19 protein-coding genes are annotated in these 20,084 nt (G+C 71.9%); 11 read left to right on the top strand and 8 right to left on the bottom strand.

Features of this window, described 5'->3' with window-relative positions:
• Positions 1-6: 6 nt before the first annotated feature.
• A complete protein-coding gene (locus CG736_RS15880; protein ID WP_100586872.1) occupies positions 7-2,007 on the bottom strand; it encodes a carbohydrate binding domain-containing protein in 2,001 nt (666 codons plus the stop codon).
• 203 nt (positions 2,008-2,210) lie between these two features.
• Here CG736_RS15880 and CG736_RS15875 point away from each other — a divergent pair, with 203 nt between their 5' ends.
• Entirely contained in the window at positions 2,211-3,296 is a 1,086-nt protein-coding gene (locus tag CG736_RS15875) for a substrate-binding domain-containing protein (RefSeq protein ID WP_100586871.1), read from the top strand.
• Here the strand turns inward: CG736_RS15875 and CG736_RS15870 are convergent.
• The gene (locus tag CG736_RS15870) at positions 3,230-3,940 is read right to left on the bottom strand and encodes a GNAT family N-acetyltransferase (RefSeq protein WP_100586870.1); all 711 of its coding nucleotides are present in this window, start codon (positions 3,938-3,940) and stop codon (positions 3,230-3,232) included. The genes CG736_RS15875 and CG736_RS15870 overlap by 67 nt on opposite strands.
• A gap of 118 nt (positions 3,941-4,058) precedes the next feature.
• Here CG736_RS15870 and CG736_RS15865 point away from each other — a divergent pair, with 118 nt between their 5' ends.
• Complete coding sequence (locus CG736_RS15865; RefSeq protein WP_100586869.1) at positions 4,059-4,739, top strand: hypothetical protein; 681 nt, start codon at positions 4,059-4,061, stop codon at positions 4,737-4,739.
• A 142-nt stretch (positions 4,740-4,881) separates the two neighbouring features.
• Here CG736_RS15865 and CG736_RS15860 read toward each other — a convergent pair whose 3' ends face one another.
• Together CG736_RS15860 and CG736_RS15855 are read right to left on the bottom strand one after the other, a co-directional pair.
• Positions 4,882-5,112, bottom strand: coding sequence for a hypothetical protein (locus tag CG736_RS15860; RefSeq protein ID WP_232734020.1), 231 nt, complete (start codon positions 5,110-5,112; stop codon positions 4,882-4,884).
• Between the two features lie 9 nt (positions 5,113-5,121).
• Entirely contained in the window at positions 5,122-5,916 is a 795-nt protein-coding gene (locus tag CG736_RS15855; RefSeq protein ID WP_232734019.1) for a TetR/AcrR family transcriptional regulator, read from the bottom strand.
• A 104-nt stretch (positions 5,917-6,020) separates the two neighbouring features.
• Here CG736_RS15855 and CG736_RS15850 point away from each other — a divergent pair, with 104 nt between their 5' ends.
• On the top strand, positions 6,021-6,932 hold the full coding sequence (locus tag CG736_RS15850) for an NmrA family NAD(P)-binding protein (protein ID WP_100586866.1): 912 nt from the start codon (positions 6,021-6,023) through the stop codon (positions 6,930-6,932).
• A gap of 59 nt (positions 6,933-6,991) precedes the next feature.
• Positions 6,992-7,630, top strand: coding sequence for a gamma carbonic anhydrase family protein (locus tag CG736_RS15845; RefSeq protein ID WP_100587059.1), 639 nt, complete (start codon positions 6,992-6,994; stop codon positions 7,628-7,630).
• A 53-nt stretch (positions 7,631-7,683) separates the two neighbouring features.
• Here CG736_RS15845 and CG736_RS15840 read toward each other — a convergent pair whose 3' ends face one another.
• Together CG736_RS15840 and CG736_RS15835 are read right to left on the bottom strand one after the other, a co-directional pair.
• A complete protein-coding gene (locus tag CG736_RS15840) occupies positions 7,684-8,463 on the bottom strand; it encodes a sugar phosphate isomerase/epimerase (RefSeq protein ID WP_100586865.1) in 780 nt (259 codons plus the stop codon).
• A gap of 70 nt (positions 8,464-8,533) precedes the next feature.
• The gene (locus tag CG736_RS15835; RefSeq protein WP_100586864.1) at positions 8,534-10,444 is read right to left on the bottom strand and encodes a DUF2264 domain-containing protein; all 1,911 of its coding nucleotides are present in this window, start codon (positions 10,442-10,444) and stop codon (positions 8,534-8,536) included.
• Positions 10,445-10,766: 322 nt separating this feature from the next.
• Between CG736_RS15835 and CG736_RS15830 the strand changes: the two genes are divergently transcribed.
• The 4 genes from CG736_RS15830 to CG736_RS15815 are packed head-to-tail and all read left to right on the top strand — an operon-like array spanning position 10,767 to position 15,126.
• Positions 10,767-12,122, top strand: a complete 1,356-nt coding sequence (locus CG736_RS15830; RefSeq protein WP_100586863.1) for a sugar ABC transporter substrate-binding protein — start codon at positions 10,767-10,769, stop codon at positions 12,120-12,122.
• Positions 12,122-13,138, top strand: coding sequence for a carbohydrate ABC transporter permease (locus CG736_RS15825; protein WP_100586862.1), 1,017 nt, complete (start codon positions 12,122-12,124; stop codon positions 13,136-13,138). The genes CG736_RS15830 and CG736_RS15825 overlap by 1 nt, the downstream gene beginning before the upstream one ends.
• Positions 13,135-14,031, top strand: coding sequence for a carbohydrate ABC transporter permease (locus CG736_RS15820; protein ID WP_100586861.1), 897 nt, complete (start codon positions 13,135-13,137; stop codon positions 14,029-14,031). The genes CG736_RS15825 and CG736_RS15820 overlap by 4 nt, the downstream gene beginning before the upstream one ends.
• A 39-nt stretch (positions 14,032-14,070) precedes the next feature.
• Positions 14,071-15,126: a hydroxyacid dehydrogenase gene (locus tag CG736_RS15815; protein WP_100586860.1), complete on the top strand. Its 1,056-nt coding sequence runs from the start codon at positions 14,071-14,073 to the stop codon at positions 15,124-15,126.
• A 76-nt stretch (positions 15,127-15,202) separates the two neighbouring features.
• On the opposite strand, the gene CG736_RS15810 is transcribed toward CG736_RS15815, so the two are convergent.
• Positions 15,203-15,418, bottom strand: coding sequence for a DUF397 domain-containing protein (locus CG736_RS15810; protein ID WP_100586859.1), 216 nt, complete (start codon positions 15,416-15,418; stop codon positions 15,203-15,205).
• Positions 15,399-16,241 carry a helix-turn-helix transcriptional regulator gene (locus tag CG736_RS15805; RefSeq protein WP_100586858.1) on the bottom strand — a complete coding sequence of 281 codons (843 nt, stop codon included), beginning with the start codon at positions 16,239-16,241 and terminating at the stop codon, positions 15,399-15,401. Before CG736_RS15805 ends, CG736_RS15810 begins: the two co-directional genes overlap by 20 nt.
• A 389-nt stretch (positions 16,242-16,630) precedes the next feature.
• Here CG736_RS15805 and CG736_RS15800 point away from each other — a divergent pair, with 389 nt between their 5' ends.
• The 3 genes from CG736_RS15800 (at position 16,631) to CG736_RS15790 (ending at position 20,074) form a co-directional block, all read left to right on the top strand.
• Positions 16,631-17,533 carry a phosphotransferase gene (locus CG736_RS15800; protein ID WP_100586857.1) on the top strand — a complete coding sequence of 301 codons (903 nt, stop codon included), beginning with the start codon at positions 16,631-16,633 and terminating at the stop codon, positions 17,531-17,533.
• 34 nt (positions 17,534-17,567) lie between these two features.
• The gene (locus tag CG736_RS15795) at positions 17,568-18,563 is read left to right on the top strand and encodes a nucleotidyltransferase domain-containing protein (RefSeq protein WP_100586856.1); all 996 of its coding nucleotides are present in this window, start codon (positions 17,568-17,570) and stop codon (positions 18,561-18,563) included.
• A gap of 347 nt (positions 18,564-18,910) precedes the next feature.
• Positions 18,911-20,074, top strand: coding sequence for a hypothetical protein (locus tag CG736_RS15790; protein WP_100586855.1), 1,164 nt, complete (start codon positions 18,911-18,913; stop codon positions 20,072-20,074).
• Positions 20,075-20,084 lie beyond the last annotated feature (10 nt).

Below are 20,084 nucleotides of genomic sequence, written 5' to 3'. Positions count from 1 at the left end.
GGCCGCTCAGACCTTGGTGACCGTCACGTCGTCGCACCAGCCGTAACCGCTGCCGCTGCGCGCATAGCAGTAGATGCGCGCGGTGGTGGCGGTCGGGCCGGTGGTGAAGACGGCCGAGCCCTGGCTCCAGGCGGTCGTGGTGAACGCCGCCCGGTTGCTGGAGCCGGCGGTGTCGTACTCCTTGGCGCCCAGCGACAGTTCGGTGCCGGCCGCCGACACCTTGCCCCAACCGGTCAGCCGGTAGCTGGTGCCCGGCTGCACGGAGATGATCTGTTCGGCGGCGGCCTGCGCCGGGCCGACCCGCACGGCGGCGGTGCCGCTGTGCGCGTTGGCGGTGTCCAACTGCACGCCGCCGTAGTACGTCCACGGGGCGAGCGTCCCGGCCTCGAAGCCGCCGTTGCGGACGGGGTCGGGCGCGCTGCAGGTCGCGTCGTCGAAGGCACTCGCCTGCTGGAAGCCGATGTCGGGGCGGCACACCTGCGGCACCGCGGCGCCGAAGTAGTCCCGCCCGCCGTTGGCGGGGACGACGGCGCCCGCGCCCCGGGCCGGGGAGGCGGCGCCCAGCCGGTAGTCGGCCGGGTCGGCGCCGCCCGGGTTCGCAAGCTGCGGGTCGGCCGTCACCTTCCGGGCGTCGGTCGGCTCGTTGGCCGGGTGTGCGCCCCAGAAGGCGTTGGCGTCCCAGCTGAAGTCACCGGGCTTGTAGGTGCTGGTGCCGAAGCCGGTGTAGCCGCCGCTGCCCAGGTTGTGGAAGAGGTTGCCGCTGAGCGCGGTGGTCGAGGTGCCCGAGCCCTGCTGGATGATCGGGGTGGTCGAACCGGCCGGCAGGTACACGGTGTTGTTGTACATCCGGGCGTTCTTCTCACCGACGGCGAACAGCCAGCGGCTCTGGTCGGCCCGGCTCAGGTTGTTGCGCACCACCGTGCCGGTCGAGGACGAGCCCGCCCCGCAGGCGCCGCAGAACAGCATGAAGCCGCCCTGGTTGTCGTGGCTGTAGTTGTACTGGAACAGCGCCCCGTTGTTGCCGTAGTCCGAGTCGAAGGCCATGCCGTCGTTGTTGTCGGACAGCCGGCGCACGTGGTGCACCTCGTTGTACTGGATCGTCGTGGAGTCGGAGTTGATGGTCCAGATCCCGGCGTTCGAGCCCATCGGGCGCATCGCCAGGTCGAAGGCGGTGTTGTGCTCGACCAGCGCGTGGTCGGCGGCCCGCACCACGATGCCGTCGCCGCCGGTGTCCTGGACAGTGTTGCCGCGGAACACCAGGCGGGTGCTGGCCCGCCAGTTGTTGGTGGTGCCGCAGCCGTCGCCGGTGCCGTAGCTCGGCCGGCACATCCAGGTCGAGCGGTTGGTCAGCCCCTCCCGATCGACGTGCGCGATCTGCGAGTTCTGCACCGTGACGTCGTCGAAGTTGGTCGGGGTGGTGGTGCCCGAGACCCGGAACTGGATGCCGTTGGACCACTTGGTGGCGTCGCCGTTGACGTCGTGCACGTACACGTCGTCCACCAGGTAGTGGGTGCCGACGCCGCTCGGCAGGTCGGCGATCTCCACCAGCAGGCCGTTGCGCTCCCGCTTGGCAGCGGCGGTGTCCCGGAAGGTGATCTCCAGGTCGCGGATCTCCCACTGCTCCACGTTGTAGAGGCGGACGGCCGCGTTCTGGCTGCTCGCCGGGTCGCCGGCCACCACCGGGCGGGCGGTGCCGGTACCGTAGCCCGCCAGGGTGATCGGCGCGCCGGCCGTTCCGGAGCCCTGCGGCTGCAGGGTGCCGGTGCAGGTCGCGCCGCGCTTGAGCAACAACTGGTCGCCGGGCTGGAAGAGGTGCGCGTTGGCGGAGGCGAGGCTGTTCCACGGACTGGCCTGGCTGCCCGAGCCGTCGGCGGCGGCCGAACAGTCCAGGTACCAGGCGCTGCCGGCGGCGGCGCTCGCCGCGCCCGCCGGCAGCGCCGGGGTCAGGAGGGTGGCGGCGGCCAGGGCCAGCGGCAGGGCACGCCGAAGGGAACGGTGCAGGAGCATCGTTGGGACTCCCGAGAATGGAGGGTGGGATGGGGCGCCCGGTTCCGCACCGTAGGTTGACCATCTGATCGAGTCAATAACTTCAGACCTTTCGATCGAATGGCGATCGAATGATAAAAATTGATCGGCAGGGGTGGCGCTGGTCCACCGCACCTGCCGCCGCGGCCCGACCGGGCCCGCGGAGCTCACCAGGAGAGGACGCCATGACCGTCACGGCAGACGAACGCCGGGCACGGATCCTGCAGGTCGTGCGCGACCTCGGCACCGTCCGGGTGGTCGACCTGGCCACCCGCCTCGGCATCCCCGCGGTCACCGTCCGCCGGGACGTCGCCGCCCTCGCCGACGCCGGCGAACTCGCCCGCTCGCACGGCTCCGTCTCCCTCCCCGACAGCGGCCCGAACGCCCGCCCCGGCCGCCACGACCGGGTCATCGGCATGCTGGTCCCCACCGTCGGCTCCTACTTCGACGAAGTGATCGCCGGCGCCCGCGCCGCCGCCGCCACCGCCGGCGCCCGGCTGGTCCTCGGCATCGCCGCGTACGAGGCCCGCGATGACCGCGCCCAGGTCGAGCGACTGCTCGAATCCGGCGTCGACGGCCTGCTGCTCACCCCCAACTGGCAGCCCGGCGACCCGACGCACCACCCCGACCACCACCACTGGCTCGCCGAACTGCCCGTCCCCGCCGTCCTGGTGGAACGCAAGGCCGACCCCGGCAGCGCCGCCGCCGAACTCGACGCCGTCGGCTCCGACCACCGCCACGGCGTGCTGCTCGCGCTGCGCCACCTCGCCGCCCTCGGCCACGACACCGTGCTGCTCGCCGCCCGCGCCGACACCTGGACGGCCCACCAGGTCCGCACCGGCTACGCCGAGGCCGTCCACCTGCTCGGTCTGCGCACCCGCCCCGTCATCGACATGCACCGCCCCGGCACCCCCGCCGGCGTCCCCGACCCCGAATGGGTCGCCCAGCAGATCGCCGAAGCCACCGCCGACGGCGTCCGCGCCGTCCTCGTCCACAACGACCAGGACGCCATCCAACTCCCGCCGCTGCTGCGCACCCGCGGCCTGCGCGTCCCCGAGGACGTCGCCCTGATCTCCTACGACGACGTCTTCGCCGCCCTCGCCGCACCCCCGCTCACCGCCGTCGCCCCGCCCAAGAAGTCCGTCGGCGCCGCCGCCCTCGAACTCCTGCTCCGCCGCCTCGACGGCGGCTCCGGCCTACCCGCCTACCACGTCGAACTGCTCCCCGCCCTGAAGGTCCGCACCTCCTGCGGGGGCGACGGCGGGGCTTGACCCGGTAGGCCGAAGAGGGGGAGGCAGGGCGCGAGGCCGTCGATCGTGACGGGGGTGGTGCGGCAGGCCGCCCAGTCGGCGCGGGTCAGCCGGAACCGATGGGACGTCATCCGGCGGCCGCGCACCACCACCTGCTCGACGCCGTCCGGCCGGTAGCCGTGCTTGCGGGAGACGGCGGCCGAGGCGGCGTTGTCCGCGAACGCGTCCGAGACCGCCTCGTCGGCGCCCAGCCCCGCGAAGGCCAGGTGCAGGACGGCCGCGCGCATCTCCGTGCCGATGCCCCGCCCCTGGTGCGGCGCGCCCAGCCAGGACCCGGTGCCCACCTGCCGCAGCACGCCGAAGTCCCGTGCGGCGACGGTCTGCAGGCCCACCACCCGCCCGTCCGCGAACACGGCGAGGTTGAGCGCCCAGTCGTCCGGCGACCACGAGCCGAGCCGCCGCCAGTGGTGCTGCACCACCGAACGGGCCCGCTCGGCGGGCGGCAGATCCGTCCACGGCACCAGGAAGGGCATCCGGTCCGCGGCGTGGACGCCGCCCGCCGCCAGGTCCGCCAGCGCGGCCAGTTCCTCGTCCCCGGGCAGCCGAAGCTCCAGCCGGGGCGTCCTCAGTCGCAGGCCCAGCACGGGCCAGTGATCGATCAGCATGCGGCATTGTGCTGCGTCCCGGCGGCCGTGGGCACCCGGTTTTCGGGCCGGCCGGGCGGGGCGGAGCGCGGGGCGGAGCGCGGCGCCGAGTGTGGGTACGACCTGCTTGGATGCCGGTATGACCGTTGAACACGTCGCTGCGGCGCTGCCCTCCGTCGCCGAACTCCAGGACCACTGCCGGACCCTGGCAGTGCTGGACGCGATCCTGCGCCCCGCCTGGGAGGACCGGTACTTCGGCTACGACAGCCGGTGGGACGCGGCGGCCGGCCGGCACCTGGCCTCGATGCGGAACGGCAGCGGCGACGAGTACGCGATCGTGTTCGAACCCGCCGGCGCGTACGTACGCGGGTTCGCCCACGAGGCGGCGATGAGCCCGTACGGCCACGACGACCAGGTGTGGCCCGGCGTACTGGACGACGTGCCCGCCGCGTTCGCCGCGCAGGTCGCCGAGCCGGCGTTCAGCGACGAGAACGGCACCCCCGTGGTGACGGCCTGCCTGTGGCGCGAGACCGCCGACCCGGTCTGGCGGCACGGCGCGATCGACTTTCCCGCCGGACCCGACCCCGACGGTGCGGACGCCCTGTTCGCGCTGCTGACGGACCGCCGGCCGGAGGCGTACCACGCGCACGCCGAGGAGTACCTGGAGGCCGGGATCGACCTGGCGGCCGTCCGCGCGGTCTTCGCCGGCGAGCCGCTGACGGAGGACCTGGTGGCCGCCCTCAACTCCGAGCTCACCCTGGCCGACCTCGCCGGGGACCTGGCCGAGATCGGCCATCCGGCCGGGACTGCGTCGCGGTAGGGAAGACCGTTCGGGGCCCGCTCACCACCGCCGAAGAGCTCCACGCCCACCCGGTGCAGCAGACCGACCCGGTGCTGCGCCGGATCGGGAGGTGCGGGGGTGCGGACTCCCTCCGGCGGGCGCCGGGCGAGCCGGGCCGGTTCTAGCTGAGCTGCTGACGGGCGAACAGTTCCAGGTGGCCGCACTGCGGGCAGCGGAAGGCGTCGATCTGGAAGTGGGGTCGGCCGAAGCGCCTGGCCCCGCCGAACAGGCCACGCTCCAGCGGGCCCGCGATCCAGCGGGCATCGCCCCGGCTGCCCTCACCGCGGTCCTCGACGAAGCCCTGGTCGAGACCGGAACTCCCGCAGTGGGTGCACTTCAATTCCTTGGTCACGGTGGGAGCCTAGGCCGGGACCTCGGCGCTGCGGCAGGCGGGCGGGACATCGGACGGAGGGGGACCGGAGGCCGGGCGGCGGCGGTGGGCCCGCTGGCGGCAGGTGGGTCCGCAGTAGCGCACCGGGCGGCCGGTGGGTCGGGGCGAGAGTGCGGCCCCGCACTCCTCGCAGGCGGCGGCGAGCGTCCGGCGGCCGCCGAGCGCGTCACGAAAGGGTGGTTGTTCCGTGACGGAAGTGGAGGGCCGCAGCCCGTCCAGGGCGAGCCGGACGAGCTGGAGGCCAGCCTGAGGGTCGCGGCGCGCGGTGAGCATCGAGGTGCACCCCACGGCGAACGAGGCGACGTCCTCGGGGCCGAGGTCGGGGCGGACCCCGCCGGCCCGCTGCGCCGCGTGGAGCAGGGCCGTCAGGACTTGGCGGAACCGCTGCACCGCCGCCGTCAGCACCGGGCGCGGCCAACTCGGGTCGGCGGTCACCAGGTCGCAGACCGGTCCGCGCCGCCGGGACGTCTCGACCACCTCCAGGAGGAACCCGAAGAACGCCTCAGTGGGCGCGAATCGGGCCGTCCGCCGCTCGCCGGAGGCGATCAGGTCGTTCAGGTGCTGCGCGTGCACCGCTTCGAGGAGGGCCTGCTTGCTGGGGAAATGCCGGTACACGGTGCCGGCGCCGACACCGGCCCGGCGCGCGATGTCGCCCAGCGGGACGTCGAGTCCGTGCTCGGCGAACGCCTCCCCGGCGGCGGCCAGCACCTTCGCCCGATTGCGGCGGGCATCGGCCCGGTCGCCGCCGTCGACCACTGTCGTCATGTCACGAAACCCCTTGTCCCCCGGGAGCCGACCGGGTTGAAGTATCCCAGATCCCCGAGTCGACGACCGGTTCCCGACCGGGCCCGGGGAAGAGGGAGGACGACATGACCAACGGACCCACCCGGGGCGTCATCGCCGTGACCGGCGCCACCGGCAAGCAGGGCGGCGCGACCGCACGCCGCCTGCTGGCCGCCGGCCACCCGGTCCGCGCACTGGTGCGGGACACCGCCGCGCCCGCCGCCGTGGCCCTCGCGGACGCCGGAGCCGAACTGGTCCGCGCCGACTTCGACCACCCGGCGGGCCTCGAACCGGCACTGGTCGGCGCCACCGCCCTGTTCGCCGTGCCGCCCGTGGCCTACGGCCCGCAAGGCCTCGACGACGAACTGGAGTTCAGCCGCGGCCGCGACCTGACCGACGCGGCGGCCGCCGTCGGAATCCGCCAGGCGGTGTTCACCGGCGTCGCCCCGACCACCGGCGCGGCGTTCGCGGCGCCCGGGAAGCGGCGCATCGAGGAGTACCTGCACCGGCGGATCCCGCTCGTCACCGTGCTGCGCCCGGTGCGTTTCATGACCAACTACCTCGGGTCGAACGGCCTCGGCCTCGACGGCATCGTCGACGGCGTCCACCGGCACCTGTTCAGCCCGAACGACCCCGTCCAGATCATCGCGCTGGAGGACATCGCCGAGTTCGCGGCCCTCGCCTTCGAACAGCCCGACCGCTTCGCCGGACGCACCCTGGAACTGGCCGGCGACGCCCTGACCCCGGTCGAGGCCGCCGCGGCGATCAGCGCCGCCACCGGAATCGCCGTCCGCTACCGACAGCTCACCCACGACGAGGCCGCCGCGCTCCACCCGAGCTTCGCCGAAGTCCGCCGCCAGTGGGCCGCCGGCCACCGCTGGCACACCGACATCGACGCCCTGCGCGTCCTCCACCCCGGCCTGCGCACCTTCTCGGCCTGGCTCGACGAGACCGGCACCGCCGCCCTGCGCGCCCAACTGCCGGGCGGCCGGAGCTGAGAACGCCATGTCCGATATCCGCCAGCGGGGGCGCGCCGCACTCCTCGATGATCCGGCCCGTGACCACGAACTCGCAGGGAATCCGGATCAGGCACCGCGGCGCAGCTCCGCAGGTGCACCCCACCGCATACGTCGCGCCGACCGCCGCACTCGTCGGCGACGTGCGAATCGGCCCCCGTGCCCGGGTGATGTTCGGCGCGGTGCTCGACGCGGAGGGCTCGTACATCGAGATCGGGGAGGCGACGGTGGTGTCCGAGAACGCCGTCCTGCGGGCCTCCGCCGTCGCCGCCGACCAGCCCGTCCGGCTCGCCGACCACGTGTTCGTCGGCCCGCACGCCACCCTGCTGGGCTGCACCGTGCAGCGCTGCTGCTACCTGGCCACCTCCGCCAGTGTGCTGCAGGAGGCCCGGGTCGGCGCCGGTTCGGTGGTCGCCGTCGCCGCGCTCGTCCACGCCCGCACCGTGCTCCCCGACGAGTACTTCGTCCCCCCGCAGATGCTCGCCATCGGCGACCCGGTCCAACTCCTGGCCCCCGGCGACCCGTCCGTGCCGGAGGCCATCGGCCGCCTCGGATTCGCGAACACCGCCTTCGGCATCGACGCCTCCTGGACCGACCGCCTGGCCCGCCACGAACGCATCGCCGAAGTACGCGCAACCGAGTACGCCGCCCACCTGGACGACCGCCCCGCCACCGACTGACACCCCCTCAGCCGACGACCGGTCCCCGCGCCACGAACCCGTGCAACTGGATGTCAGCGCGCCAGAAGGGCCGTCAGGTAGGCGTGGCCGGCGGCCAGTTGGGGGGCGAGGGGGGCTGCGGTGGGGTGCCAGGGGGCCTCGTACTCCCAGGAGATCCAGGTGGGGGTGGGGAGTTGGGCGAGGCAGGTGGGGAGGGGGAGGGTGCCGGTGCCGAGGGGGAGGGGGGTGAGGTCGGTGGGGGAGGCGACGTCCTTGACCTGGGTGTAGGCGAGGCGGGGGGCGAGGTGGTGGTAGGTCTCGGCCGGGGTCTCGCCGGACAGCCAGGTGTGCAGGACGTCCCAGAGGGCGCCGACGGACGGGTGCGGGGTGGCGGCGAGGAGGGCGGCGAGGGCGGCTCCGGAGCGGTGGGAGTCGTGGGTCTCGACCAGGACGGTGACGCCCAGATCGGCGGCGGTGTCGGCGAGTCGGAGAAGTCGGCGGGCGGCGGTGCGGGTGCCCTCAAGGACGTCGGAGCCGCCGCGGGGGAAGACCCGGACGTACGGGGCGCCCAGGTCGGCGGCCAGGTGGAGGTGGGCGCGCAGGTCGGCGAGGACGGGGGCGTCCGGGCCGGGCTCGGCGATGCCGATGTACGAGGCGACGGTGAGGGGGGTGATGGCGGCGGCGGCGAACCGGCGGGCGGTGGCGCGGCGTTCGGCGGAGGTCAGGCCGGTGTGGACGGGCTCGCTCGGCGCGGCGCGGAGTTCGAGGCCCTGGTAGCCGTGCTCGGCGGCGAGGGCGAGGATGGCGTCCAGGGGGTGGCCGGGGAGGCCGAGGGCGGAGAAGGCGAGAGGCACGTCAGGTCCTTGCTGTAGGTGCCCACCCGCCCACCCGTGGCCGAACAGGAGGGCGGGCGTCGACGAGGAGTCAGGCGGCCGGGGGGAGCGCGCAGGTGGTGGTGGTCCCGTCCGGCCAGGTGACGGTGAGGGACTCGTCGGCGACGGCGAGGCCCAGGGCGGTGAGCGGGGCAAGCGGGCCGGCGGCAGCCGTGAGGCGGGCGGCGCTCGCGAAGACCGCGGTGGTGGAGTCGACCGTGCCGTGCAGGTGCGGAACCGTGGCGGTGGCGCCGAACGCGGTGCCGTCGGGGGCGGGGGTGGTGGCGGCCGTGGTCCAGCCGCGGAGGGCGCGGAGTTCGGTGCGGAGGTGGTCGTCGCCCGTGATGGCGGCGTGGACTCCGTTGGTGGAGACGGCGGGTGCGGCGCCGGTGACCGCCCAGCCGCCCTCGCGGACGGTCGCGCCGGGGGCCGCGCCGCGCACGACGTGGACCCGGACTTCGTCGGGGCCGTGGGCGAGGGTGAGTGAGGTGACGGTGACGCCGGGCAGTTCGGCTCCCTGGTGGCGGGGCCGGTGCGCGGACGCGGCCCAGCCGCAGGCGTCCAGGAGGCCCGCGCCGAGGGGGGTGATGGGCCCGCGTTCGGTGGGTTCGCCGTCGAGGAGCAGCGCGAAGTGGTTGTCGCCGGCGGCGGTGCTGGGGCCGGTGCGGGTGGAGTGGGCGAGGCGGGAGTAGAGCGGGTTGTCGGGGACGGGGGCGTCCGCGGGCTGGTCGTCGCTGCCGTGGTTGTGCAGGCGGACCAGGCCGTCGGCGGCGGTGGACTGGATCAGCCAGCCGGGGGCGGGCAGCGGGGTGACGGCGTCGGCGGTCTCGGCGGGGGAGGGGGCCTCGGGAGCGGTCCACACGGGGTGGTCGGGCGGCAGGAGGAGGCCGAGGAAGCCGCCGGAGGCCCAGTAGGGGGAGGCGGGGCCCGAGTAGGGCTGGACGATCGGCGGGTAGGGGCCGTGCCAGCCGAGGGTGAGCAGTCCGTGTTCGTCGAGGGCGTCGCGGTCGAGGAAGTAGCGCAGCGCGCCGGAGGCGAGTCGGCGGGTGGCGCCGGGGTCGAGCGGGGTGGTGCCGAGCAGGGCGCCGGCCCACAGCGGGGCGGCGGCGGCGAACCGGTAGCTGAGCGAGCGTCCCTGGTGGACGGGCGCGCCGTTGTGGTCGAACAGCCGTGAGTAGTCGGCGAGGTAGGAGTGCAGCCGGCTCCCGTAGCGGGCGGTGAGGGCCGGGTCGGCGGCGAGGTGGGCGTGCAGGGCGGGGTAGAGGTGCAGCGCCCAGCCGTTGTAGTGGTCGATGGCGCGGGGGCGGCCGTCGGTGTACCAGCCGTCGCCGAGGTACCAGCGGTCGATGCGTTCCAGGCCGCGGTCGACGGCGGCGTTCGCGGCGTCGGTGTCGATGCCGACCTCGGCGAGGAAGCCGCCGACGGTGAACGGGAAGAGCCACCAGTTGTTGTCCACCGGCCGGCGGTGGAGGGCCTGGGCGAGCCAGGCGCCGGCGCGTTCCTGGACGGCGGGGTCGAGGCGGTCCCAGAGCCAGCGGCGGGTCAGGCGCAGGCCGATGGCGACGGAGGCGGCCTCCACCATGGGCTGGCCGCGGTCGGTGATGACGCCCCAGGAGGTGAGGTCGCCGTCGGAGAGGTCGCGTTCGGCGGTGGGGGTGCGGGTGCCGGCGGCGAGGCCCTCGGCGTAGCGCTCCAGCAGGCCGGTGGGGTCGTCGCCGTCGGCGCCGGCCACCCGGATCGCGGCGAGCAGGAAGGTGCGGGCGTAGCCCTCCAGGCCGTCCGAGCGGGGGCCGGACCAGCTGGGGCGGGTGCCGGGGAGGTTGATCAGGGCGTTGGCAGGCCCGGCGTAGGGGCGGAGGGCGGCCAGCAGGTGGTCGGCGGCAGCTTCCCAGTGGGCCCGGGTCCAGCCGGTGTGCGGGCTGAGCGCGCGGTCTTCCGGCGGAAGGGGGAGCGGGTGCGGCATGGCGGCGGCCTCGGTTCCTGTGGGCGCGGGGTGGGCGCGGGGGCTGTCCGGCCGACCCTAGGAAGAGGCGATCGTGCCGTCAAGGATCGCTGATCGAATGATCTCCTTGATCCGATTGTGACCTCTCGAAAAACGCCGAAAACTCAAGGTGAACGGCGCTCAACAGGCCAAACGCGATTGATCAACGGAGATCATTTGATCCCGATCCCTTGACGTCTGATCGGGGGCCGTCCCAAGATAGCGATCAACCCGTCCCGACCTGCTCAAATCGGGTGATCGGGTACCTACCCGGCGTTTCCAGGACCCCCACAGGAGCCGTGCCATGTCCTCTCCCGCTCTCCACCGCCGCAGAGCCCTTCGTCTCGCCGCCGCCGCCACCGCCACCGTTCTGGGCGTGACCCTGCTCGCCGCGTGCGGCAGCGACGGCGACAAGTCGGCGTCGGGCTCCGACGCGGGCAGCGACGGCAAGCCGGTCGCGCTCACCTTCTGGGGCTGGGCCAAGGGCACCAAGGACGTGGTGCAGGCGTTCAACGCCTCCCACCCGAACATCCAGATCACCTTCGAGGAGATCCCGTCCGGCAACGCCGGCGGCTACGCCAAGATCTCCAACGCGGTGAAGGCCGGCAACGCCCCCGACGTGTTCAACGTCGAGTACCCGCAGCTGCCGGACTTCGTCAGCCAGGGCGCGGTGCAGGACATCAGCAAGCTGGTCTCCGCCGACCTGAAGGGCAAGTACCTGCCCCAGTCGATGGAGCTGACCACGCTGGGCGGCTCCACCTGGGCGCTGCCGCTGGACGCCTCCCCGCAGGCCCTGTACTACCGCAAGGACCTGTTCGAGAAGGCCGGGGTGGCCGTCCCGAAGACCTGGGACGAGTTCAAGGACGCCGCGGCGAAGCTGAAGGCCGCCGACGCCAACACCCGGATCGCCACCTTCTTCCCGGACGACCCGAGCACCTTCGAGGCGATGGCCTGGCAGGCCGGCGCCAAGTGGTTCGGCACCAGCGGCGACAGCTGGAAGGTCGACATGGGCGGCGCCGAGACCAAGAAGGTCGCCGACTACTGGCAGGGCCTGATCGCCGACGACCTGGTCCGCGTGCAGCCCTCGTTCAGCCAGCAGTGGACCGCCTCGCTGCAGAAGGGCGAGACCGCCGCGTACCTGGGCGCCGCGTGGGGCGGCGGCGTGCTGAAGTCCACCCTCGGCACCGACCCGGCCGCCAACGGCAAGTGGGCGGTCGCCCCGATGCCGAGCTGGGACGGCCAGCCGGCGTCCGGCATGCTCGGCGGCACCACCTTCGCGGTCTCCAAGGACAGCAAGAAGGCCAAGGCCGCGGTCGAGTTCGCCACCTGGGCGACCACCACCCCCGAGGGCATCCAGGCCCGCATCGCCTCCGGCGCCTCCTCCGCCTACCCGGCCGACCCGGAGCTGATCCCGGTCGCCAAGGCCGCGTTCAAGACCGACTTCTACGGCGGCCAGGACATCTACGCGATCTACCAGGACGCCGCCAAGTCCATCAAGCCGAACTGGTCCTGGGGCCCGTCGATGGGCGCCACCAACACCTCGATGAAGGACGCCTTCGGCAAGCTCGGCCAGGGCGCCACCGTGCCGTCCGCCGTCGACACCGCCCAGCAGGCCACCCTCGCCGAGCTGAAGAACCGCGGTCTGAAGGTGGCCGGCTGATGTCCGGCACCACGTCCGTCCCGGGCGGCGGCGCCCCCGCCGCCGCCCGGGGCGGTTCCGCCGGAACGGGGGTCCCGCGCAGGCGTCGGGCCCCGTTCGGCGCCCCGGTCGTGCTGCTCGCCCCGTTCCTGGTGCTGTTCACCGCGTGCACGCTGATCCCGATCGGCTACGCGGTCTACCTCAGCCTGTTCAGCGAGCGCCGCTCCGGCCTCGGCTTCGGCGGCGCCACCACCCAGGTGTTCACCGGCCTCGGCAACTACACCCGGGCGCTCGGCGACGCCGCGTTCCGCGACGGCTTCTGGAACACCGCCCAGTACTGCCTGCTGTACATCCCGCTGATGCTCGGCCTGTCGCTGGCCGTCGCGCTGCTGCTGGACTCCGCGCTGGCCCGCGCCAAGCGGTTCTTCCAGCTCGCGCTGTTCCTGCCGCACGCCGTGCCCGGCATCATCGCCGCCCTGGTGTGGACCTACCTGTACACCCCCGGCATCAGCCCCGTGGTCGACGCGCTCAACTCGGCCGGCGCCCAGGTCGACGTGTTCGGCCACCCGCTGCCCGCGATCGTCAACATCGCGGTCTGGGAGTGGACCGGCTACAACATGGTGATCTTCTACGCCGCGCTGCAGGCCATCCCGCGCGAGGTGCTGGAAGCCGCCGTGGTCGACGGCGCCGGGCCGCTGCGCACCGCGTTCAGCGTGAAGATCCCGCTGATCCGCGCCTCCGTGGTGATGGTCGGACTGTTCACCGTGATCGGCTCGCTCCAGCTGTTCACCGAGCCGGTGATCCTGCACGACGTCGCCCCCGGCGTGGTCTCCACCTGGACCCCCAACATGTACGCCTACTCCGCCGCGTTCGAACGAAACGACTACGGCCTGGCCGCCGCGTCCTCGGTGATCCTCGCCCTGGTCGCCGCCGCGCTGTCCTTCGTGGTCACCCGCTTCACCCGCGGCCGCGACGAGAAGCGGGCCGGGAAGCGGACCCCGAAGCCGACCGAGCACCGGACGGAGACCGCCCGATGAGCAGCACCCTCACCCCCGTCCGCCCCGCCGCGGACACCGCCGCGCCGCCGCGCCGCCGCCCCTGGACGCTGTCGAAGACCGCCGTCAACGGGGCGCTGGTGCTGGCCACCCTGTACACCCTGCTGCCGCTCGGCTGGCTGCTCACCGCCTCCGCGAAGAACACCGCCGACCTGATCGGCGGCCGCTCGCTCGGCGCGGGCAACTTCCACCTCGGCCAGAACCTGCACGAACTGGCCACCACCGGCGACGGCATCTACTTCCGCTGGTACCTCAACTCCCTGCTGTACGCCGGGATCGGGGCCCTGCTGTGCGCGCTGATCTGCGTCGGCGCCGGCTACGCGTTCCACGTCTACGGCTTCCCCGGCAAGGAGAAGCTGTTCGGGGTGGTGCTGCTCGGCGTGCTGGTGCCCACCACCGCGCTCGCCCTGCCGATGTACCTGCTGGCCTCCCAGCTGCACATCGTGAACACCTACTGGGCGGTGCTGCTGCCCTCGCTGGTCAACCCGTTCGGGGTGTACCTGGCCCGGGTGTTCTGCGCCGGCTACCTGCCCGGCGAGACGCTGGAGGCCGCCCGGATGGACGGCGCGAGCGAACTGCGGATCTTCTGGTCGATCGGCCTGAAGATGGTCATGCCCGGTTTCGTCACCATCTTCCTGTTCCAGTTCACCGCCATCTGGAACAACTTCTTCCTGCCGCTGGTGATGCTCTCCGACAACCGGCTCTTCCCGGTCAGCCTCGGCCTGTACACCTGGAACGCCCAGACCCACGCCTTCCCCGAGTACTACCCGCTGGTGGTCACCGGCTCGCTGCTCGCCATCCTGCCGCTGGTCATCGCCTTCGTGCTGCTCCAGCGCCACTGGAAGGCCGGAATGACCGCCGGCAGCGTCAAGTAACCACCTCCGTTTCCACTGCGCCTTCTGGGGAGCCCCGCCATGCCCAACTCCGCGCCCGTCGAGGCATCGCCCTCCGCCGCCACTGTCCGGACCCGCCCGCGCGCCCTGCTCGCCATGCACCGCGACCTCGCCGCCCGGCTGATCTCCGCCGACACCATGGCCCGGATGGCCGAACTCGCCGATCTCGACCCGGAGTTGGTCATCGACGACTTCTCCTCCCCGGAGGGCGCGGCCGCACTCGCCTCCGCCGAGGTGATCATCAGCAGCTGGGGCTGCCCCCCGCTCACGGACGCCGTCCTGGCCGCCGCGCCCGAGCTCCGCGCCGTCCTGCACGCGGCCGGCTCGGTCAAGCACCACATCACCGACGCCTGCTGGGACCGCGGCCTCGGCATCACCTCCGCCGCGTACGCGAACGCCCTGCCGGTCGCCGAATTCACCGTCGCCGCCGTGCTGTTCAGCAACAAGCCGGTGCTCCGGCTGGCCGCCGACTACCGCGCCCGGCGGGCCCCGCACGACTGGCAGGCCGGGTACGCGGAGGTCGGCAACTACCGGCGCACCGTCGGCATCGTCGGCGCCTCCCGGATCGGACGCCGGGTCCTGGAGCTGCTCGCCCCGTACGATTTCGAACTCCTGCTCCACGACCCCTACGTGACGGCCGATCAGGCCGACGCGATGGGCGCGGAGTTGGTCTCGATGGACGAACTGTGCACCCGCTCCGACGTGTTGAGCGTGCACGCGCCCGAACTGCCGGAGACCAGGCACCTGGTGGACGCCCGCCGGATCGCCCTGCTGCCGGACGGCGCGACCCTGATCAACACCTCCCGCGGCTCCCTGATCGACCAGGACGCCCTCACCGCCGAGCTGGTCACCGGCCGCATCCACGCCGTGCTCGACGTCACCGTCCCCGAGACGCTCCCCGCCGACTCCCCGCTCTACGACCTGCCCAACGTCCTCCTCACCCCCCACATCGCGGGCTCCCTGGGCGGCGAACTCCACCGGATGGCCGCCGCCGCGGCCGACGAACTCGCCCGCTACGTCGAGGGGTTGCCGTTCGCGCACCCGGTCACCCGCGAGGAGATCGCCCGCACCGCGTAGCGGCCGCCCGGCCGTACCTGGGCGAGGCCCCGCCACCCCGGGAAGAGGGGCGGCGGGGCCTTCTGCCGGTCGCCTGTCAGACGGCGCCGAACTCTCCGCCAGCGACAGCGGACACGAAGGTTGCCCAAGCCGCCGGAGCGAACTTCAAGACGGTCCCGTTCGGGTCCTTGGAGTCCCGGACGTGGCCGAAGTTGGCGTCATCCACTTCGACGCACGAACCGGCGTTGCCGCCGGAGTGGCTGCTCTTTCGCCACCGTCGCGGCGAGGCGAGCTCATTGGGGATCGCTTGCATGTTCGTGTTCCTCCACGGCCGACTTGATTCGGGCGAGGGACGCCTCCGGTGACAGCGCGGCGGCCCGTACCAGATCGTAGGACTGGCGACATTTTGCGACCAGCGCCGTTTCATCGATCAGTTGGCCGATGTGCGGGCCTTCCGCATACACCAAGGGCGGCGCATCTTCGAAGGTCATCAGGCTGATCATGCCTTCGAGCATCGCGTGTGCACCCGCGTCGAACTGCACTACCTGGACGATGATTTGCCGTTCGGTGATCAGCCGAACGATGTGCCGGAGTTGCTCGGCCATGACCTGTCTGCTACTGACCACTCTGTGGAGTACGGCCTCGTCGAGAACCATCCACAACACGGGACCAGTTGGATCCTCGACGATTCCCTGACGTCCCAGCCGGGCGGCGACGCGATCCGCCAACTCGGCCTCGGTCAGGAGAGGTTGGGCTCCAAGAAAGATTGCTTCTGCGTAGTCTCGCGTCTGAACAAGCCCAGGAACCACGAGCGCGGCGTACTCCGAGATGGTTCGAGCCCGGGCCTCGTGCTCCACCACCTCCACGAAGTAGTCGGCCATCCGTGGGTGCCGGAGCAGTGGATGAAGGCGCTCAAGGTGGCCGTCGGTGGCGAGTTCTCTGTCGAGCAGGCGCGACAAGTCCAGTTGTGGACGTCGTGCTGCGTTCTCCAGCTGGCCGATGTAGGCCCCGGAGACGAACACACGCTCTCCGAGGGTTTGCTGCGAGAGGTTGGCCTTCTCCCTCAGCCGGCGTAGCTCGAACCCGTAGAAGGCCGCGGGCGAGGCAGAAGGATCAATTTTCGAAGGGCTGACCATCGGTCACCTCTGAGCAGTTCGTTTGTTGTGTTGCCGCTGCTTCCCCGGGCGGCGTCAAACAGCCACGATTGAAGCACGGAAAGTAGCCATCGCGGAGCGACGAGACGGGCGGCACCAACGTGACTGAGTCCCTGCCAGCCCGCCTGCCCGCCTTTGCCGGGCCCGGCGGGGGGGTCTCGGTCATCCGGACCGGCCGTGGTCCCGGCAGCGTGGCGCGGGTGTTGCGCGCGCCTGAAGCCGGAGCCCTGGTCGGCGGACGCGCGGGCCGATCGGTCGGTGAGTACCGCGCGACGGACGAGCTGGGCGGGTGAGCGGCTCAATCCCGCGCAACCGCCCGGAACGGTCGTATCTGCCCCGGGCCAACTTCGATACTACGAAAGGGCGGACGAATGAGTGACTGGGAGTTCGTGAAGAACAGAACCGCCACCGAAGGCGCGGTGTGGAGGGCGGCCGACGGCCTGCTCTACAAGCGGACCGGTGGCGAGGACCTGCGGGCGGAGAGCGAGTTCCAGCAGCTGGCCGCCGGCCTCGGCTACCCGGTGCCGGAGATTGTCGACAGCGGCTCGGAGGACGGGCGCTACTTCGTCGTCGAGCGCTCCATCGGCGACACCTCGCTGCACGAGGAGGCGCTGGCCGACGCCGGGCGGGACGGTCAGGTCAGCTGCCAGGTCATCAGTACGGCGGCTGCCGTCGCGTCGAAGCTCCTGCAGGCCCAGGCGAGGCATCCCCTCCCCGCCACGCCGTGGTTCGGGAAGGCGGCTTTCGCAGCCGAGGTCTTCGAGGAGAACCCGGACTTCGACACCCCGCGCGTCCATGAGGCGGTCAAGCACGGCCTCGACCGGTTGGCTCGGCTCCCGATGGTGCACGGGCACCTGGACTACGGCCTGCCCAACGTCCTTCAGGCCGGGGTCATCGACTGGCAGCACCACGGACCGGTCCCGCTCGGCTACGACGTCTATCCCGCGCTCGACATCGTGGCCTTCAAGGGCGGCGGCAAGGGCTACGCGGTCACGCCGGAGCAGCGCGTCGCCTACATCGCAGCGCTCGACGAGACCACCGCGTCCTTGATCGGGCAGCGGGTGAGCGAGCACCTGGGTGACTTCCTGCTCGTGAAGTGCTTCTTCTTCCTCGCCCTCATGCGGCCGACCGATCCCGCACGGTGCGACAAGCACATCAAGTGGCAGTACCGGCGCACCCTCTTCACGATGGGACTTGATCAGTATGAGTCGTCCGACACGATCGACACCGGTGCCTTCCCCACTCTGGAACGGTTCACCGCCGAACACCGGTAGGCCTGTCCCCACCGTCCGCGATCGCGACTACCTGATGGACCATCACGGCGTCGTCTTCAAGGTCATCGGCGACAGCCACCCCGGCAGCCACTACCTGGGCTACGTCAAGTACCACCCGGACGAGAAGGGCGACCGCCGACTGTTCGGCCGAACCTACCGGCAGAACAGTGTCGTTTCGAAGTCCTTCGGCATCCTGGCCGGCAGGCCGGAGTGCTACGTCTACTCCGACACCCTCGGCTGCGTCATCACCGGCATTCCGCGCGAGGACGTGGCCGTCCACTACTCCTGCCGCCAGGCCCTCGCCGCCATCCACGAGGACTCCGGCGCGGTCGCCGACAACCCGGCCGGCAAGGACCTCCTGGCGATCACCGAGTGGATCACCGCGAACGACGCCCAGGGTCTGATCGGCGTCACCGGCTCCTTCCTCGTCGGCTGCTTCAACGAGCGCTCCGACATCGACCTCGTCTGCTACGGACCGGAGGGCTACGAGGCCGCGCAGGGGTTGTTCCAGCAGACGGACCTCATCCGGCCGTACGACGGGGACGACCTCACTCGGCTGTACATCCGCCGGGCCAAGTACATGGAGGGCAGTTCCTTCGACGCCCTCATCAAGCAGGAGCGCCGCAAGCTCCAGGGGCTGACCGCAGATGCCAGCGCACACATCAACTGCGAACCCATCCGCTCCGACCGCGACAGGACCTTCGCCCGGATCTCCGCCAAGGAGATCGGCGAGATCTCTCTCCTGGCCGAGATCACCGACCACGCCGAGGGGCTCACCACCCCGGCCGTCTACGGGATCAAGGTCAAGACCATCCTCAGCTCGACCATCGACGAGGCCGATTCCTTTGCCCGCCGGATCACCCACATGCGCTCGTACCTCGGCGCCTACACCGGCGCCTTCCGCTCCGGAGACACCGTGCACCTGTCCGGCAAGCTCGTCCACACTCAGGACGGCGAACAGAGCGGCTTCGGCATCGAACTCACCCCCTGGACCGTCAGTGGCTCCTACGTCGCCAACCTTGCCGGATAGGACTCGCAGCACCACGACTCTGCTCGTCATCCGGCACGCCGAGTCCGTTGAGAACGCCGACAAGTGCAACGGTTTCTACCAGGACCCCCGCCCCTACAACGGAGCTGCCGCGCACGCCATCTCCCGCCCTCGCCCAGACCGAACTACAGGAGTCCCGCGTCGTCGTGGCCTTCACCCACCAGACCGCCGCAGTGGCGTTCTGAGCCCTGCTCGAAACCTGCACCCTGCCAGAGATCCTCGCCGAGGAACGGAAGGGCAAGATGCCCAACACCGGGATCCTCCACTACGAGTTGTACGACGGCCGGTTTTCCCGGACGGGAACCACCCCGCCGATCTAGGAGGAGCCCGTGCGACACCTGTTCCTCAACGGGCCCGTCCAGAACGGCCCCTTCACCTTCGACACCCGCCCCGGAAAGGCGGTGGGCATCCGCCTTGCCGCCGCCCTCAACGCCATCCTCGGCTTGCCGCCCGCACCCCACCTGTGGAACACCATCACCCTCGCCGGAGACCTCCGCCACCGTGAGGCCGACGGCCCGACGATCCCCCGCCAGCGATTCGAGGCCGATCTGATAGCCGCCAAGTACCCGCCCGGGCAGTCCCCGGTGGGCGGCATCATGACCGAAATCGGCGCCGAGGTTGCCGGCGTCGCGCTGGAGATGATCGAGAACAACCTCCGCGCCGGCACCCTCACCATCAGCCGCGAGACCGTCCCCACCTGCCGGACCTGCGGCCACATGACCGGCACCGGCTGCCACCCCTGCAACGCCTGCGGCAGCACCGACACCCGGGAACGCACCGGCCTCCACCTCGTCGCCGAACTCGCGAAGGACCGCCCCGTCCTCGATCGCTCGGACATCCACGCCAGCCACCGCCAGCAGCCCAAGCACCTCCAGCACAACGCTGCCAACGTCGCCCGGCGCCTGATCCTCTCCCGAACCCGGGACCACGGCATCGACCTCTCGCCTCTCGGCCTCGACCGCCTCGTCCTCGACCCGCGCGTCGGTATCCATGTCACCGTCCTCGCCGCAGCCCGGGAGCAGGAGGCGGACGTGGCCGTCATGACGATCACTCAGAATGCGGCCAACCACATCGCCGCCCACGGCCAGCACTTCCGCAAGCACGGCGGCACCCGGCTCCAGTACGCCCTGCACGGCCACGTCCCGTACGGTCACGTGGCAAGCCTGCAGCCGCTGTACGAGGCGCACCGAGCCACCCAGGCGCTCAAGGACGGCTTCGAGCAGTGGTTCCTTCCGCTCATCTCACTGCGGGCCAGGACCAGAACCCGGCCGGACCAACTGCCCGCGCACTTCAAGTACTTCATGCGGGCAAACCTGACTCGGCCGATCGAGGTCGACGAAGCCGTTCTCGCCGCGGTGCAGCACGCGGTCGCCTCCGGTGACACGGACTGGATCACGAGCAAGCGGATGATGGCCACCATGATGGCTGCCCGCGAGGCAACGCCGGTCGTTGCGGCCGAGATCGGCGCCGGGTTCCGACCTGCGGTGCCGTGATCGGGGGCAG

Origin of the sequence: Kitasatospora sp. CB02891 (assembly GCF_002803145.1) — a bacterium.
Taxonomy (GTDB): domain Bacteria; phylum Actinomycetota; class Actinomycetes; order Streptomycetales; family Streptomycetaceae; genus Kitasatospora; species Kitasatospora griseola.
Note: the sequence above shows the minus strand (reverse complement) of the source record. Positions and strands in the feature narration are given on the sequence as shown.

Excerpts from the sequence above, each read along its gene's own strand:
- CG736_RS15820 (WP_100586861.1), top strand. The coding sequence starts at position 13,135 with ATGAGCAGCACCCTCACCCCCGTCCGCCCCGCCGCGGACACCGCCGCG.
- CG736_RS15855 (WP_232734019.1), bottom strand. The coding sequence starts at position 5,916 with ATGACGACAGTGGTCGACGGCGGCGACCGGGCCGATGCCCGCCGCAAT.
- CG736_RS15810 (WP_100586859.1), bottom strand. The coding sequence starts at position 15,418 with ATGCAAGCGATCCCCAATGAGCTCGCCTCGCCGCGACGGTGGCGAAAG.
- CG736_RS15865 (WP_100586869.1), top strand. The coding sequence starts at position 4,059 with ATGACCGTTGAACACGTCGCTGCGGCGCTGCCCTCCGTCGCCGAACTC.
- CG736_RS15830 (WP_100586863.1), top strand. The coding sequence starts at position 10,767 with ATGTCCTCTCCCGCTCTCCACCGCCGCAGAGCCCTTCGTCTCGCCGCC.
- CG736_RS15870 (WP_100586870.1), bottom strand. The coding sequence starts at position 3,940 with ATGCTGATCGATCACTGGCCCGTGCTGGGCCTGCGACTGAGGACGCCC.
- CG736_RS15880 (WP_100586872.1), bottom strand. The coding sequence starts at position 2,007 with ATGCTCCTGCACCGTTCCCTTCGGCGTGCCCTGCCGCTGGCCCTGGCC.
- CG736_RS15795 (WP_100586856.1), top strand. The coding sequence starts at position 17,568 with ATGGACCATCACGGCGTCGTCTTCAAGGTCATCGGCGACAGCCACCCC.
- CG736_RS15835 (WP_100586864.1), bottom strand. The coding sequence starts at position 10,444 with ATGCCGCACCCGCTCCCCCTTCCGCCGGAAGACCGCGCGCTCAGCCCG.
- CG736_RS15805 (WP_100586858.1), bottom strand. The coding sequence starts at position 16,241 with ATGGTCAGCCCTTCGAAAATTGATCCTTCTGCCTCGCCCGCGGCCTTC.
- CG736_RS15825 (WP_100586862.1), top strand. The coding sequence starts at position 12,122 with ATGTCCGGCACCACGTCCGTCCCGGGCGGCGGCGCCCCCGCCGCCGCC.
- CG736_RS15875 (WP_100586871.1), top strand. The coding sequence starts at position 2,211 with ATGACCGTCACGGCAGACGAACGCCGGGCACGGATCCTGCAGGTCGTG.
- CG736_RS15815 (WP_100586860.1), top strand. The coding sequence starts at position 14,071 with ATGCCCAACTCCGCGCCCGTCGAGGCATCGCCCTCCGCCGCCACTGTC.
- CG736_RS15800 (WP_100586857.1), top strand. The coding sequence starts at position 16,631 with ATGAGTGACTGGGAGTTCGTGAAGAACAGAACCGCCACCGAAGGCGCG.
- CG736_RS15850 (WP_100586866.1), top strand. The coding sequence starts at position 6,021 with ATGACCAACGGACCCACCCGGGGCGTCATCGCCGTGACCGGCGCCACC.